The sequence below is a fragment of the Vibrio ponticus genome, assembly GCF_009938225.1.
GTDB classification, from domain to species: domain Bacteria; phylum Pseudomonadota; class Gammaproteobacteria; order Enterobacterales; family Vibrionaceae; genus Vibrio; species Vibrio ponticus.
In genome coordinates, this window is the sequence record NZ_AP019657.1 from 1,321,236 (window position 1) to 1,335,526 (window position 14,291).

At 44.9% G+C, this 14,291-nt stretch carries 13 protein-coding genes; 7 read left to right on the forward strand and 6 right to left on the reverse strand.

The window, feature by feature from the left end; genetic code table 11:
* Window positions 1–48 precede the first annotated feature (48 nt).
* Complete coding sequence (locus tag GZN30_RS05795; RefSeq protein WP_075647923.1) at window positions 49–2,094, reverse strand: sensor histidine kinase; 2,046 nt, start codon at window positions 2,092–2,094, stop codon at window positions 49–51.
* Window positions 2,084–3,535: a sigma-54-dependent transcriptional regulator gene (locus GZN30_RS05800; protein WP_075647922.1), complete on the reverse strand. Its 1,452-nt coding sequence runs from the start codon at window positions 3,533–3,535 to the stop codon at window positions 2,084–2,086. Before GZN30_RS05800 ends, GZN30_RS05795 begins: the two co-directional genes overlap by 11 nt.
* A 271-nt stretch (window positions 3,536–3,806) precedes the next feature.
* On the opposite strand from GZN30_RS05800, the gene GZN30_RS05805 reads away from it, so the two are divergent.
* From GZN30_RS05805 to GZN30_RS05830, 6 genes are all read left to right on the forward strand, one after another.
* On the forward strand, window positions 3,807–4,625 hold the full coding sequence (locus tag GZN30_RS05805; protein ID WP_075647966.1) for a substrate-binding domain-containing protein: 819 nt from the start codon (window positions 3,807–3,809) through the stop codon (window positions 4,623–4,625).
* Window positions 4,626–4,631: 6 nt separating this feature from the next.
* Window positions 4,632–5,330, forward strand: a complete 699-nt coding sequence (locus tag GZN30_RS05810) for an ABC transporter permease (RefSeq protein ID WP_075647921.1) — start codon at window positions 4,632–4,634, stop codon at window positions 5,328–5,330.
* 8 nt (window positions 5,331–5,338) lie between these two features.
* The gene (locus tag GZN30_RS05815) at window positions 5,339–6,055 is read left to right on the forward strand and encodes an energy-coupling factor ABC transporter ATP-binding protein (protein WP_075647920.1); all 717 of its coding nucleotides are present in this window, start codon (window positions 5,339–5,341) and stop codon (window positions 6,053–6,055) included.
* Window positions 6,033–6,620 carry a molybdenum cofactor guanylyltransferase MobA gene (mobA, locus tag GZN30_RS05820; protein ID WP_075647919.1) on the forward strand — a complete coding sequence of 196 codons (588 nt, stop codon included), beginning with the start codon at window positions 6,033–6,035 and terminating at the stop codon, window positions 6,618–6,620. Before GZN30_RS05815 ends, mobA begins: the two co-directional genes overlap by 23 nt.
* The gene (locus GZN30_RS05825; protein WP_075647918.1) at window positions 6,617–8,395 is read left to right on the forward strand and encodes a bifunctional molybdopterin-guanine dinucleotide biosynthesis adaptor protein MobB/molybdopterin molybdotransferase MoeA; all 1,779 of its coding nucleotides are present in this window, start codon (window positions 6,617–6,619) and stop codon (window positions 8,393–8,395) included. The genes mobA and GZN30_RS05825 overlap by 4 nt, the downstream gene beginning before the upstream one ends.
* Window positions 8,396–8,459: 64 nt before the next feature.
* On the forward strand, window positions 8,460–8,726 hold the full coding sequence (locus tag GZN30_RS05830; RefSeq protein ID WP_075647917.1) for a DUF2960 domain-containing protein: 267 nt from the start codon (window positions 8,460–8,462) through the stop codon (window positions 8,724–8,726).
* Between the two features lie 255 nt (window positions 8,727–8,981).
* On the opposite strand, the gene nagK is transcribed toward GZN30_RS05830, so the two are convergent.
* Window positions 8,982–9,890: an N-acetylglucosamine kinase gene (gene nagK / locus GZN30_RS05835; RefSeq protein ID WP_075647916.1), complete on the reverse strand. Its 909-nt coding sequence runs from the start codon at window positions 9,888–9,890 to the stop codon at window positions 8,982–8,984.
* A 249-nt stretch (window positions 9,891–10,139) separates the two neighbouring features.
* A complete protein-coding gene (locus tag GZN30_RS05840) occupies window positions 10,140–10,862 on the reverse strand; it encodes a tRNA-uridine aminocarboxypropyltransferase (protein WP_075647915.1) in 723 nt (240 codons plus the stop codon).
* Between the two features lie 84 nt (window positions 10,863–10,946).
* Between GZN30_RS05840 and GZN30_RS05845 the strand changes: the two genes are divergently transcribed.
* A complete protein-coding gene (locus GZN30_RS05845; RefSeq protein WP_075647914.1) occupies window positions 10,947–11,735 on the forward strand; it encodes a sterol desaturase family protein in 789 nt (262 codons plus the stop codon).
* Window positions 11,736–11,832: 97 nt separating this feature from the next.
* Here the strand turns inward: GZN30_RS05845 and GZN30_RS05850 are convergent, their stop codons facing one another.
* Window positions 11,833–12,567, reverse strand: a complete 735-nt coding sequence (locus GZN30_RS05850; protein ID WP_075647913.1) for a beta-ketoacyl-ACP reductase — start codon at window positions 12,565–12,567, stop codon at window positions 11,833–11,835.
* A gap of 45 nt (window positions 12,568–12,612) precedes the next feature.
* Window positions 12,613–14,187 carry an acyl CoA:acetate/3-ketoacid CoA transferase gene (locus GZN30_RS05855; protein WP_075647912.1) on the reverse strand — a complete coding sequence of 525 codons (1,575 nt, stop codon included), beginning with the start codon at window positions 14,185–14,187 and terminating at the stop codon, window positions 12,613–12,615.
* Window positions 14,188–14,291 lie beyond the last annotated feature (104 nt).

Consider the following 14,291-nt stretch of genomic DNA (forward strand, 5'->3'; position numbering starts at 1 on the left):
TGGAAGGCGTTTTTTATGCGAGTCGTTCTAGTATTAAAAACTTACTGGTTAAGCTTTGGTTGAAAACAACAAATCAATTTCGGCTTTTTTCGGTAACCGGATAGTAAAACAACTGCCATGTCCATATTCCGACTCCACGGTTAACTCACCACCTGTCTGGCTCAAAATACTTTGCGAAACCGACAGACCTAAGCCTGTACCGTCACGTTTCGTGGTATAGAACGGCGAGAAAATACGTTTAATGTTTTCCGGCTTAATACCAGTACCTTCATCTTGAATGTGAATCAATGCACCGCGCTCCTGCCCATCTTCCAGCCAGTCTTCACTGCGAATGGTTAACTTACCTTTGCCCTGCATCGCATGAATACCATTCATCTGTAAGTTCACCAGAATTTGCAGCAGTTGGTGACGGTTAATTTCCACCGAGCTATGAGCTTTAAGATCGGTCACAAACTCGATATCACGCTTCTTACTGCCGGTTTTCACTAGCGTAATACTCTCTTCTACGATTGGGTTAACGTGTTGCCAGGTAATTTCATCCTGAACCCCACCCTGACGGCTATATTGCAGCAAGCTGCGAGTGATATTGCGTATCCGATCTATCTGAGCGTGAATCGCGTCCAGCTCTTCCTGCACGCGCTGCGCATCTTCACCTAATTCAAACTGAATCAGCTCCACGTTACCGAGAATAACCGCACTTGGGTTATTGATCTCGTGAGCAATCCCCGCTGTTAGCTCTCCGAGCGCGGATAGTTTTTCATGCACCACCAGCTTATCGCGCGTCTGGTTCAATAGTTGAATATGCAGCTCTAATTCAGCGGTTTTTTCTTCAAGGCTAGCGGTACGTTGCTGAACTTTACCTTCTAACTCAATCGCGGCGTACTTGAGCTCATTTTTCCGTTGTCTGAGCAAATCCAGCATGTTATCAAATTGCTTCGCCAGTTGAGCAAGCTCATGCTCATCATCGAGCCCTAAAGGTCCAATGCGCGTTTCCTTACCCAATTGGATCATTTTCACTACGCGATAGATGTGCTCAATCGGATTAAACAAATCCCTTGAGCCGCGATACACCATCACGCCAGAAATAATCAGCAGTACAATGGTGGTAATACTGATTTCAGCAATATTGGTTACATAAGCTTTTAAGAATGGCCACATCAAATAGCCGGTATACAGCATACCGATTACATGGTCATTCTTATCACGGATAGGCTGATAAGCACTGATGTACCAAGCATCATATACATAGGCTCTATCCACCCATTGCTGACCGTCGTTAAGCACCGCTTGACGCACTTCGTCAGACACGCGCGTACCAATCGCGCGTCCAACATGCTCCGCGCTATCCAGTGGTACGTTGGTACTGACACGTAAATCGCCCAAGAACAGAGTTAGTGTGCCTAACGGGCGTAGATGATCGCGTTGACTTGGGTAAATCAGATCGCGAATTTGATCGACTAAGATCGTACTGTTGTTAAGAAGTAATCCCCCATCCATATAGCCAACAAGCATGTTCTCATTGTTATAAACTGGAATAACGGTACGACTAACCAAACCTCGGTTTTCTACTTCTTCTCCGTTAAGAATTGGGACTTGTGCGCGACTGGCTAAGTTACTATCCAGCGCAGCGAGATCTTGATTACTCAAAAGATCAAAAAATGATTCCTGTTTCGTCAAACGCGGATAATCAAAACCTGACTCCAACTCGCCAATCCGGTGAAAACAGAGAAAGTCGAGGTTGTAGCGCTGTTTTTGTTCCGCTACCCAGCGTTTTAGCTCTGATTGTGGCAGGTTACTTTCAAGACGTACGCGAAAATCATATGACTCGGTGAACGCTTCGACATGGTTCGCCTGCTTTTGTTGGATCAGTTCAATGCTGTTGTTGGCTACCTCAAGGCGCTCTGACACATCAATCAGGGTACTTTGCCAGGTATAGTGAATCGACCAATAGATGGTGATACCAATCAAAGCCAACAGAGTCAGGAAAATCGGTGCCGAGGTTAAAATCATCAAGCGATAACGCACCATCGTCTTAAAACGATAGCGCCACTTACCGATTAAGCTGTGATGATCATGATTGCCATTATTCGGCATAATCTGAATCCTCTGCGTCCCACTCTTTGTATTTACGCTCTAATGTTTTACGCGCGACACCAAGATCACGTGACGCAGCTGACTTATTGCCGTCATGAAAATCCACTAACTGCTGGATATGGGATTTTTCCACTTCTTTGAGTGTCCATGAATTTGGATAACCTTGCCCAGGCGTACGCGGAGCTTCAGCAACATCGATCAATTGAGATCCTGTCGTGACTGTCATAGAAATATTCTGCTGCGGCTGATTGATGTTCAGCTCACGCCAGTAATGTGCTGGTGGTTTACCTAATAGGATGCAACGCTCAATCAAGTTTTTCAGCTCGCGAATATTACCCGGCCAGTCATAGTTATTCAGCGCTTCTATGTCTTCATGTGCCCAGTTAGGATCGGCAACGCCAAGCTCAGCAGAGAGCATTTTTGTAAAAAATGGAACCAACTCATTGAGGTCTGCCTTACGTTCACGTAGTGGAGCAACATCAATTTTGAGTACATTTAAACGATAGAACAAATCTTCACGGAAATTGCCCTTGCCAACTTCTTGTTGCAGATTACGGTTAGTCGCCGCAACTACACGAACATCAACACTGATCTCTTTTTCGCTGCCTACCGGGCGAATCGCTCGCTGCTCTAGTACGCGCAGCAGAGCTGATTGCATCGAAAGAGGCATCTCACCGATTTCATCAAGAAACAGTGTGCCGCCGTTAGCGACGCGAAATAGACCTTCTCTTCCTTTCTTCGCACCAGTAAATGCGCCAGAGGTGTGACCGAATAATTCACTCTCTAAAAGCTCAGGAGCAATAGCTCCACAGTTAACCGGAATAAATGGGCCACTACGACCGCTGGCTTCATGTACACCGCGAGCAACGAGCTCTTTACCAGTGCCTGACTCGCCTTCAATAAGCACTGACGCACGCGATGGCGCAAATTGGCTAATGAGATGACGTAACTGCTGAGTTTTGTCTGAGCTGCCGGCTATTTCTGTGACAATATGTCGCTTAACATCGCGGCGCAGGGCAAACTGCAGACGTTCATTGAGACGTTTGTCCATACAACGTTGCACCGACTGCAACATTTGACTGAGATTAAATGGTTTAAGGATAAAGTCCGTCGCACCAAGCTTAAGTGCCGATATCGCTGTTTCAAGATCCGCATAGCCGGTCATAAAAATTACATCCGCTTTGCGTTCTTCATCATTGAATGCTTCTTCCCACTCAATACCTGAGCGCCCCGGCAAGTTAATGTCTAAAATTATAAGGTCATAGTGATTGGCGAGGCGCAGTGTTTCTGCTTGCTCAATGCTGCCTGCGGTATCTACTTTTGAGAACCATTTGCTTAGCGCTTTTTGCAAAATTGCCTGCATCCCCGCCTCATCGTCTACCACGAGGACGGAAAATGCTTGGTATTGAAGTAATTTGCTGGCGTCTAAAGATGAAGACATATCATTTCTCAGTCGATTTTCAGTTATTGGGTCAGAGTGTACCAAGGTTTGCTCATTGGGATCGAGCACTAGTGCGACAAATTGTCGCAAAGCCCCTTTTTGTCCACAATTTTGCACTGAATTGCTTGATATTTAGACTAAAAAGTTGGCATTTAGTTTGCTAATGGCAACAGACCATTTTTTTGGTTCATGCCATTCCCTACTAGGCAATGAATTAAAATGCCTTTTGGCCCACTTTATGGAAACTATAACAATGAAAGCATCATTTACTATGAAAGCAACGGTTAGTTACACTATTGCAGCAGCGTCTATTGCGCTGTTCAGCTATTCAGCTCACGCGGAAGATCAATCTCGCGTTCGTCTTGCTACTACAACCAGTACTTACCACTCAGGCCTACTTGATTACCTTTTACCAGAATTTGAAAAAGACACTGGTTACAAAGTTGACGTTATTGCAGCAGGTACCGGCAAATCACTTAAAATGGGTGAAAACGGTGACGTTGATTTGGTGATGACTCACGCACCAAAAGCAGAAGCAAATTTCGTTGAAAAAGGTTACGGCGTTCTACCACGCAAACTGATGTACAATGACTTTGTTCTTGTTGGTCCACAAGCTGACCCAGCAACAGTTTCAGACGACAAAACTGTCGCAGAAGCGTTTAAGGATATCGCAGGTGTTAACGCAACATTTATCTCACGCGGTGATGATTCTGGTACGCACAAAAAAGAATTGGGTATCTGGGCTCAAACTAAGATGGAGCCAAACTTCACTGGCTACCGCTCTGTAGGTCAAGGCATGGGTCCAACGCTTAATATGGCGTCTGAAATGCAAGGTTACACCTTGACTGACCGTGGTACTTGGTTGGCGTACAACAACAAACTTGATCTTAAGATTCTTCTACAAGGCGACAAAAACCTATTTAACCCGTACCAAGTGATTTTGGTTAACCCTGAGCGTTACCCAACAATCAACTACCAAGGTGCAAAAGTATTTAGTGACTGGCTAGTAAACCCTCGCGGGCAAGAACTGATCAACAGCTTTAAACTAAATGGTCAACAACTGTTTGTTGCCAACGCGAACGAGAAATAATCGCCCATGAGCCTCTGGCAGACAACATTAGAAGCACTAGCATTATTAGTAGCATTAGACCCCGACTTATTGGCTATTGTCGGTGTGTCGTTTAGCGTTTCTTTAACCGCGATTTCTCTGGTGTTGCTGCCAGCGATTCTATTTTCGTTCATACTTGCCTACACAGATTTTCGTGGCAAGTGGATGTTTTTATCCATTATTAATACGCTCCAGGCCGTACCTACTGTGGTTATCGGCTTGTTGCTCTACATGCTACTGTCTCGTGCAGGTCCTTTGGGTGATTGGCAAATGCTGTTCACCCAAAAGGCAATGGTATTAGGACAAATGCTAATTTGCTTCCCTGTTTTGGTAGCAATGATGCATGGCGCACTTCAATCAAGCGATCGACGTGCTGTCGAAACCGCAATTACATTAGGCGCTTCGATGCCCCGCCTTGCCGCTACCATGATTTGGGAGACGCGTTTTCCATTACTTGCTGCCGCGATTACTGCCTTTTCACGTATCGTCACAGAAGTAGGTTGTTCAATGATGGTCGGCGGAAACATTATGGGTTTAACTCGTAATATACCAACTGCAATTTCAATGGAAAGCCATAAAGGCGCTTTTGCGCAAGGTGTTGCACTTGGAATTGTATTATTATCTTTAGCCTTGCTACTAAACTTCTTCCTTAGCAGCATGCGCGGACGTGGTTATTTGAGAACTTAAGGGCAACTATGACAATTAAATTAACTGCTCAGCAAGTCTCGATGAGGTTCAAAGACCGGGTATTGTTCCACATACCTGAGTTGTCGATCGGTCCTAATGACGCGATCTATTTACGAGGCGATAACGGTGTGGGTAAAACCACCCTACTGAAGATCATTTCCGGTTTGTTGAAACCAACAACGGGAAAAGTCTTTGCGCCTAACGATAACTTCTTCCAACGCTTATTTCCTCGCAGTGGTCGTCGCAACGTGGTTTATCTCCACCAATCTCCTTATCTTTTTGATGGCACTGTGTATGAAAATGTCGCGTATGGTATTCGTTTCCAAAAAATTCCAGCGCAAGATAAGCGCGCAAAAGTGATCAATGCACTGCGACGTGTTGGGCTAGAAACCTTAGCGGATGAACATATTTCAGTCCTTTCTGGTGGTGAAAAGCAGCGCGTTGCTATGGCGAGAGCATGGATTTTAACACCTTCAATTTTGTTGATGGATGAGCCAAGCGCATCTCTCGACCAAGAGTCAATTGATCGTTTAGTGACGCTCGCAAAAGATCTGCTGCAAAAAGGCTCGAGTATCGTTATCACCAGTCACCAAAAGAATGCGTTAACTGATTTATGTCGCAAACAATGGTGGATAAAAGAATCAACTCTGATAGAGTCTCCACTGTTACAAATCATTTCTGATAAAGAACAAGAGAATTCCTATGCTAAATCCAACGCAAACTAGTTGGGTCATATTGGCTGGTGGTCAAGCCAGCCGCATGGGCGGCAAAGACAAAGGTCTTATCGAATTAAATAATAAGCCGCTAATTCAGCACGTTATTGAACGCTTGTCGCCACAAACACCCCAAATTTTGATCAATGCGAACCGCAATCAAGAAGCCTACGCTCAGTTCGGGCGCGTGTTTAGTGATCATTTTTCTGACTATCCTGGTCCTATGGGTGGCATTCACGCTGGTTTAGTTCACGCTGAAACCGATTGGGTTGGTTTTGTGCCATGTGATAGCCCACAAATCAGCACAGATTTGGTCGAGCGCTTTTGCAACCAAGTAAACGTAGACAGCGATATTTTGGTTGCGCACGATGGTGATCATCAACAACCTGTATTTACCCTGTATCACAAACGCGTGTTGCCTAAACTGACCGCCTTTTTAGAGCGCGGCGACCGTAAAATCATCCTACTATACAAAGAGTGTAATACCTCTTACGTTGACTTTAGCGATGAGCCTAACTGCTTTGTAAATCTGAATACTCCTGAAGAGTTGGCACAATTTGGAACACTAGAATCATGAAATCACGCCATTTAGTCCCTATTCTTGGTTTTGCAGCCTACTCTGGCACAGGTAAAACAACGCTTATTGAAGCGCTGTTACCAAAACTAACCAAAGCGGGTTTACGCATTGGTATGTTAAAACACGCGCATCATAATTTTGATGTGGATAAGCCAGGTAAAGATAGCTACCGCCTACGTAAAGCGGGCGCAAGTCAAATGCTGATCTCCTCGCGCAATCGCTATGCGTTGATGACTGAAACGCCAGAAGAAGAGTCTGAGTTTCATTACCTATTGACCCGTTTTGACCAACAAAAATTGGATGTTATTTTGGTTGAAGGCTGCAAAAACATCGCCTTCCCGAAAATTGAACTACATCGCGAAGAAGTGGGCAAACCATGGTTATACCCAAATGATGACAATATTGTCGCGATCGCCGCAGATACTAAAGTAGACGATACCGAACTACCACAGATCGACATTAACGATTTAGAGTCAATCAAGCAGTTCGTATTAGACTTTGTTGCACGTAAAGGTGAAATCGGTAACGAGATCACCGGTGCTGCCTGTTGTGACACCCTATCTCCTGCTTTCTTATCTGTTGCTCAAGGTCAGGAAAAGATCTTGTCGCTGGTTAACACAGTTGCAGAGACAGAAGCGTGTCCGATGCAGCAAAGCTACTACCGCGTACTAGCAAATAACGTCGTTTCTCCGGTCAATGTACCGCAGTATACAAACTCTGCGATGGACGGCTTCGCTATTCGTGGTGACGATCTACAACGTGACCACTACCAAGTGGTTGCCGAAGTGCTGGCAGGTCATGCTTATGAGCAAGAACTACAACCAGGACAAACGGTAAAAATCATGACAGGTGCACCGATTCCACAAGGTGCCGATACTGTGATTATGCGTGAGCAAGCCAGTCAAGAAGGTGACAACGTTACTTTTGCTGGTGCTAGCATTAAAGCTGGTCAAAACGTTCGTCAGGCAGGTGAAGATCTGTCGCTCGGCGCCGATGTCTTTACCCAAGGGACACGCATCGAGTCTGCTGAGATGGGGATGTTAGCATCACTCGGTTTTGGTGACGCCACTGTTTATCGTAAACTGAAAGTTGCCCTATTCTCTACCGGTGATGAGGTACAAGCACCGGGCAGTGAACAAAAAGCGAATACCATTTACGATTCAAACCGCTTCACTATTATGGGTCTACTTGAGAAGCTTGGCTGTGAAATCATCGATTTCGGGATCTTAGAAGATAACGAGCAAGTGATGATTGATGCGATTGAAAAAGCCAGCCAACAAGCTGACGTCGTGATTACTTCTGGTGGCGTGTCGGTTGGTGATGCGGATTACATCAAACTTGCACTGGATAAGCTTGGTCAAATTGATTTTTGGCGCATTAACATGCGTCCGGGGCGCCCTTTAGCGTTTGGTCAAATCAACAACAAGCCATTCTTTGGTCTGCCTGGCAATCCTGTGGCGGTAATGGTTTCGTTCGTCAACTTTGTTGAGCCTGCACTGCGTAAGATGCAAGGTGAAGTGAACTGGCAACCATTGAAAGTCAATGCGATTGCGACCGAAGATTTGCGATCTAAACAAGGACGTACCGAGTTTAGTCGTGGCGTCTATCAATTAGATAGCGCTGGTCGCCTGACTGTGCGTACAACCGGTAAACAAGGCTCTGGTATTTTGCGCTCAATGAGCGAGGCGAACTGTTTAATTGAAATTTCTCCTGCTGTAGATACAGTAAAAGTGGGAGAAAGCGTGACAATTATCCCACTTCAAGGCAGAATCTAACCCATTCGAGGCAAGCTTGTTAGCTGGCCTTTCATTTGATAGTAAAGCAAATAAGTAACCTATTATGGCTCGTACAATTCTTTATACCTACAAAGACGTTGAGAAAGAACTGTTGTTCTCTTACCAGCAACATCGCAATATTCATGAAGCGGTAGCTGAAGCGGAAGGTATCGACCTTACTGAATTTCTAAAAATGGAACTCCAGCTAGAAATGGTTTCTGACACTAAAGCGGTACGCAATTACCGTGATAACCATTTCAAAAAACTTGGCTTTGGTAAAATCACACTAAAACCTAAAGAAAATTTAGGTGTGGGCAAAAAGAACAAGTAAATCGCTGGTTACGATAAGCAGTCGCGCGAACCGTTACCTACACAAAGGGCTTCCAGATGGAAGCCCTTTGTTTTTAATTCAAACTTAGCCGTTATACCAATCAGGATAAGTAAGTGGTCAGAAAATTGCGCAAGGAAAATCGCTTAGAACTAGGCGCAGATTGCTGCTAACTAGTTATTCTAATTACAAAATCTGCAACAACGTTATCAGCGATTTTAATCAGCAAGAATGATCAAAGACTTATGCTGATTGGTATTATTTAATATTCAAGAACGCTGCGCCGCGAACACCGCCTGAATCACCATGTTTGGCTTTTACGATCTTCGGACATTTCGCAACAGAAAGCAGATGCTTTGGAATACGTTTTGGCATTTCTTCGTAGATCAGATCATAGTTAGATAGACCACCACCTAGTACAACGACGTGTGGGTCATTAGCGGTAAAGAGGTTAGCAAAACAAATCGCCAGCAATTCCATAAAGCGTTCAACATGCTCTACCGCTTTAGGTTCACCCTCTGCTTGCGCTTTGATGATATCAATCGCTTTCTTTTCTTCACCATAGTAGTGAGCATACAAAAGCTCAAAACCACGACCAGATAGGTAGTTATCGATACATCCTTTCTTGTCGCAACCACAGCTCAACAGCGGCGCATTGTCACCTAGATGGAACCACGCATCGATAGGTAGACGCATATGCCCCATTTCACCTGCAACGTTATTACGACCAGAGAATGGTTTTCCTTCGTAAATTAGACCGCCACCAAAACCAGTGCCAAGGATCAAGCCCATTACCGATGGTGAGTCTTTCAATTCATCATCCCAAGCTTCAGATAACGCAAAACAGTTAGCGTCGTTATCAATACGCACCGAACGACCAATTTTTGCTTCTAAATCTTTACGTAGAGGCATGCCCTTCGCAGCAGGGATATTTACGGTTAAGATCGTACCATCATCCGCATCTTCCATACCTGGAAGACCAAGACCAATTTTGCCTTCACATTGAAACTCTTGGTCATACTTGCTTACCAAGCCTGCAATCACCTCAAGTAGCTCTTGATAGTCACTCGTCGGCGTTGGAACTCGCTCGGTAGCAACACGCTCTAATTTTTCATTGAAAGCACCAAACTCAATCTTAGTGCCGCCAACATCAAAGCCATAGTACATCTTATTCTCTCCCAGAATGTAATTCATAAATTCCAAATCAATCTAGCGTTATTATCCACAACACCCTAAGTGCGTTCCGTGACCTATGCAGGCAAATGAAGCCAAGATGTTGAAAAACGGGTAATTTATACAACTAACCAGCATAAATAATGACCAGCAGAATGCTTACTATCGCCCGTTTGAATCAATCATGAATCGCTAATTTACTCATTGAAGCGAGTTTATCCGACAATATCAACGACTAGATTATCAATCTTCGAGCTGATAGCGCTTTAATTCTGGACGAGTTTGATCTGGCTTCATTTGAGTTTTACTTAACATGTACGCTTCTCGAAAAACGCGAAACCAACTGTCTAGCTTTGTTGATGCGCGAGTGTCACCTAATTGCTCAAGCACTAAAATAGCCACTTCGGCGGTGGCTAAGTGCTGCTCGTTATCCGATTTGCGCATCATATACTGAGATATTGCCTGTGGTTCAATCGAGACCACTGGTAGATGGTTCAGGTAGGGTGACTTACGGAAAATTCGCCTCGCCTCTCGCCAGCTACCATCAAGCAGTATGATCAGTGGTTTCTTGTCGCCACAAAACGTAGGCAGCGCACTTTGCACAACGCGAGTTTGATCCTCAACGTAATCCGCAGGAAACACCAACAGTGGCTGATAGGCTGGGTTGTCTAATAGTGACAACATTTGCGGATCAGGTTCGGTACGATTCCATTGAAACGCATAGCCCTCCTTTAACGTATCAAGAATGAGGCGACCAGTATTACTTGGTTTAAACACTTCGTTGTCGGAAACGATCAGCATCACAGCGACATCGCTATCGATATTCGGTTGAAAGTCACAAATACAGTTTTTGCTTGCAACTTGGCAGTAAATACAACGGTCTACTTTACTGCCGCGCGCATTAAACGCCTTGGTCGAAAGTGCCTGACGTTGTTGATATAAGTGATGAAAAGCGTGGATTCTCATGCCGATTCAATGATAATAGTGTCGAAGGCGACTGATTCTACTCACCTAAGCCTAGGTTGCAAGGTCAAACAGTAAGGAGACTGAATGCAAAACCCAGATATGATCCGCTTGAGCTTTTTTATCTCGGTGCTCGTTCTATGTGCCATCTGGGAATGGGTTACGCCACGTAAAACGCTGACACAAAGCAAAACGACACGCTGGTTAAACAACCTCGGTCTCGTTGGCTTTAACTCTGTGTGCTTGGCGCTATTAATGCCCTATCTCGCCATTGAGTCTGCAATATGGGCTACGGAACAACAAATCGGACTGTTTAACTCAATAGCGCTGCCGAGCCTCGTCGAAATCATTATTGCCGTGCTAATACTTGATATGGCTATTTACGCCCAGCATCTAGTGTTTCACCGCATTCCTTGGCTATGGCGGCTGCACCGCATGCATCATGCCGACCAAGATATTGATGTCACTACCGGCGCGCGCTTTCACCCAATCGAAATCTTACTCTCGATGTGGATTAAGATTGCTATTGTGGTGAGTTTCGGTATTTCACCCGTCGCAGTATTAATTTTTGAAATCATCCTCAATGCCAGCGCAATGTTCAATCATAGCAACGCCAAGCTGTCGCTTAAACTGGATGCCATCCTACGTAAGCTAATCGTCACGCCTGACATGCACCGCGTGCATCACTCTGTTATCACCAAAGAAACCCACTCTAACTTTGGCTTTTTCCTCTCTATTTGGGACCGCATTTTTAGTACCTACCGCGCCCAACCAACACTCGGGCATGACAAAGTACAAATCGGTATTCCACTGTTTAGAACGTCAAGAGAACAATGGCTTGATAAAATGTTGAGTCAACCGTTTAGAAAGGAGTAGCCTCGCCGTCAATCGGCACTCGTCTCTAAATAAATCATTCCGGATGACAAAATAATTAGGCGCGATAAACGCGCCTAATCCTAACTATCGAGTTTGATTACAACACTAAACCACCGTCGATTTTAAGCACTTGCCCGGTAATAAAGCTTGATTTATCACTGGCTAAAAATTCCACCCCATTTGCAATGTCGTCTGGTGTCCCCATTCGACCAAGTGGCGTTTTCCCTTTCATCATATCCAGCACTTTTTCGGGTAGGTCTGCGGTCATGGGGGTTTCAACAAAACCTGGCGCGACGCAGTTTGCCCGGACCTGTGCACCTTTTCGAGCAAACTCTTTCGCCCACGTTTTGGTCATAGCGATAACGCCACCCTTAGTCGCGGCATAGTTGGTTTGCCCAATGTTGCCGTCCGTGCCGACCACAGAAGACATCGTCACGATGGATCCATAGTTGTTTTCTATCATCAGCGGCGCTATTGCTTGCGTTACGTTAAACACCCCTTTCAGATTGACATCAATCACCATGTCCCACTCTTGCTCGGTCATTTTGCCGATCAACGCATCACGGGTAATTCCGGCATTATTGACTAATACATCCACTCGCCCATAATCACTTTGAATTTGACTGATCAAATTCGCCACTGCTGCGCGATCGCAGATATTGACCACTATGGGTTTGACATTGTCTGTCCCCATAAATGCCTTAGATAGCACTTCCTCATTCATATCTAAGGCGTACACCATAGTTGCACCATTTTGGGCAAATCTTTCTACAACTGTACGACCAATTCCTTGAGCTGCGCCTGTCACTACGCAGATTTTGTTGCTAAACATATCTGTTTCCTTGTTGGGCTATGCAAAATTAAGTCATCACAACGCTTACGTCTCGTTGTTTATCAGTGTTAAATCAAATTGATTAGTAAATAGTTTTTCTTCCATCAGCTTTAGTGATGGGCTAATTATAGGAACAAATTCCATCTGACTAATTACGTCTCGCTCTAGATCAACGCCAGGCGCGATTTCTATCAGTTCCAATCCATAAGGTTGAAGCTTAAAGACTGCCCGCTCGGTGATATACATCACTGGTTGATGCTGTTTATTCGCTTGTATTGAGCTGAACGTAATTTGTTCTACTTGTTCAATAAATTTCTGTTGCTGACCTTCACTTGCTATCTCGAGTGCACCGTCAACACCTCGCACACGTAATCCTTGTGCGGTAAATGTTCCGCAAAAATAGACCCGTTTAGCGTTTTGAGTAATGTTGATAAATCCACCGCATCCTGCGATTTTGCTACCAAACCGTGAGACATTAATATCGCCTTGGCTATCACACTGGGCGAGTCCTAGAAATGCTTGGTCAACGCCACCACCATCGTAAAAGTCGAACATCTGATCCTGACTAATAATAGCTTGTGGTAGACGAGATGCACCGAAATCTAAGCCACTTTGTGGTTCACCGCCAACGGCACCTGGTTCAACCGTTAAAGTAAACTGTTCTAGAACAGCAGCTTGGCGAGCGACCTGAGCGATATATTCTGGCGCACCAATGCCTAAATTTAAAATTGAACCAGGAATAAGCTCCATCGCCGCTCGACGCGCAATGATGGTTTTAGCATCTGGTGTTTTGGATACATCAATATTAGTGACATTGTCACTTAAGTTTCTTCCACGTCCAACAAACTCAGGGTTCATCATAGTAGCGAATGTTTGCATGTGTTGCTGTGGATTAGCGCATATCACGACGGCATCAACAAATATGCCGGGAATCTTAACCGCGTGTGGATCTAAACTGCCGTTCTCCACCACTTGCTTTACTTGCACAATGACGCGACCGCCACTATTTCTTGCCGCTTGCGCCGCCGCTAAACTTTCAGCGATTAGGCACTCGTCTTCCATGGTGATGTTGCCGTTCTGATCGGCTGTTGTTCCGCGTAAAATCGCTACATCTACGGGGATTTTCTGATAAAAAAGATACTCCTCTCCCGCTAAATCAACCACTTCTACCATCTCTTTTGTGGTCAACGCGTTTATTTTCCCACCTTCAATACGGGGGTCGACAAATGTGCCCAAACCAACTTTACTGATTGTGCCAGGTTTACCTGCCGCGGTATCACGCAACAAGTGAGAAATTATGCCCTGAGGTAGATTGTAAGCTTCAATGAGATTATCAACCGCTAGCTGTTGTAGCTTTGGCACCAGTCCCCAGTGACCACCAATTGCTCGCTTCACTAATCCTTGCTGAGCTAAGTGATTAATTGCCCGTGATTTGCCATCGCCTTGACCAGCGGCGAATACCAAAGTCAGGTCTTTGGGTGATTGCGTTTGCGCGTATCGCTCACCAATCGCACTTTCAATGGCTTCGGGAACAACCGCACCAATAAAACCACCTAACAAAACAGAGTCACCATCTTCTATCCATTTTGCCGCCTCTGTTGGTGTTAACTGAACCACCACAATTCACCTTCCTTAGTTATCGTTAGTGTTTGTTCTTTGCGTTAGAAATAGCTTAGGCGTTGAAATAGTGATTGTTAATTACGCATATAGAGATTGTGTATTTC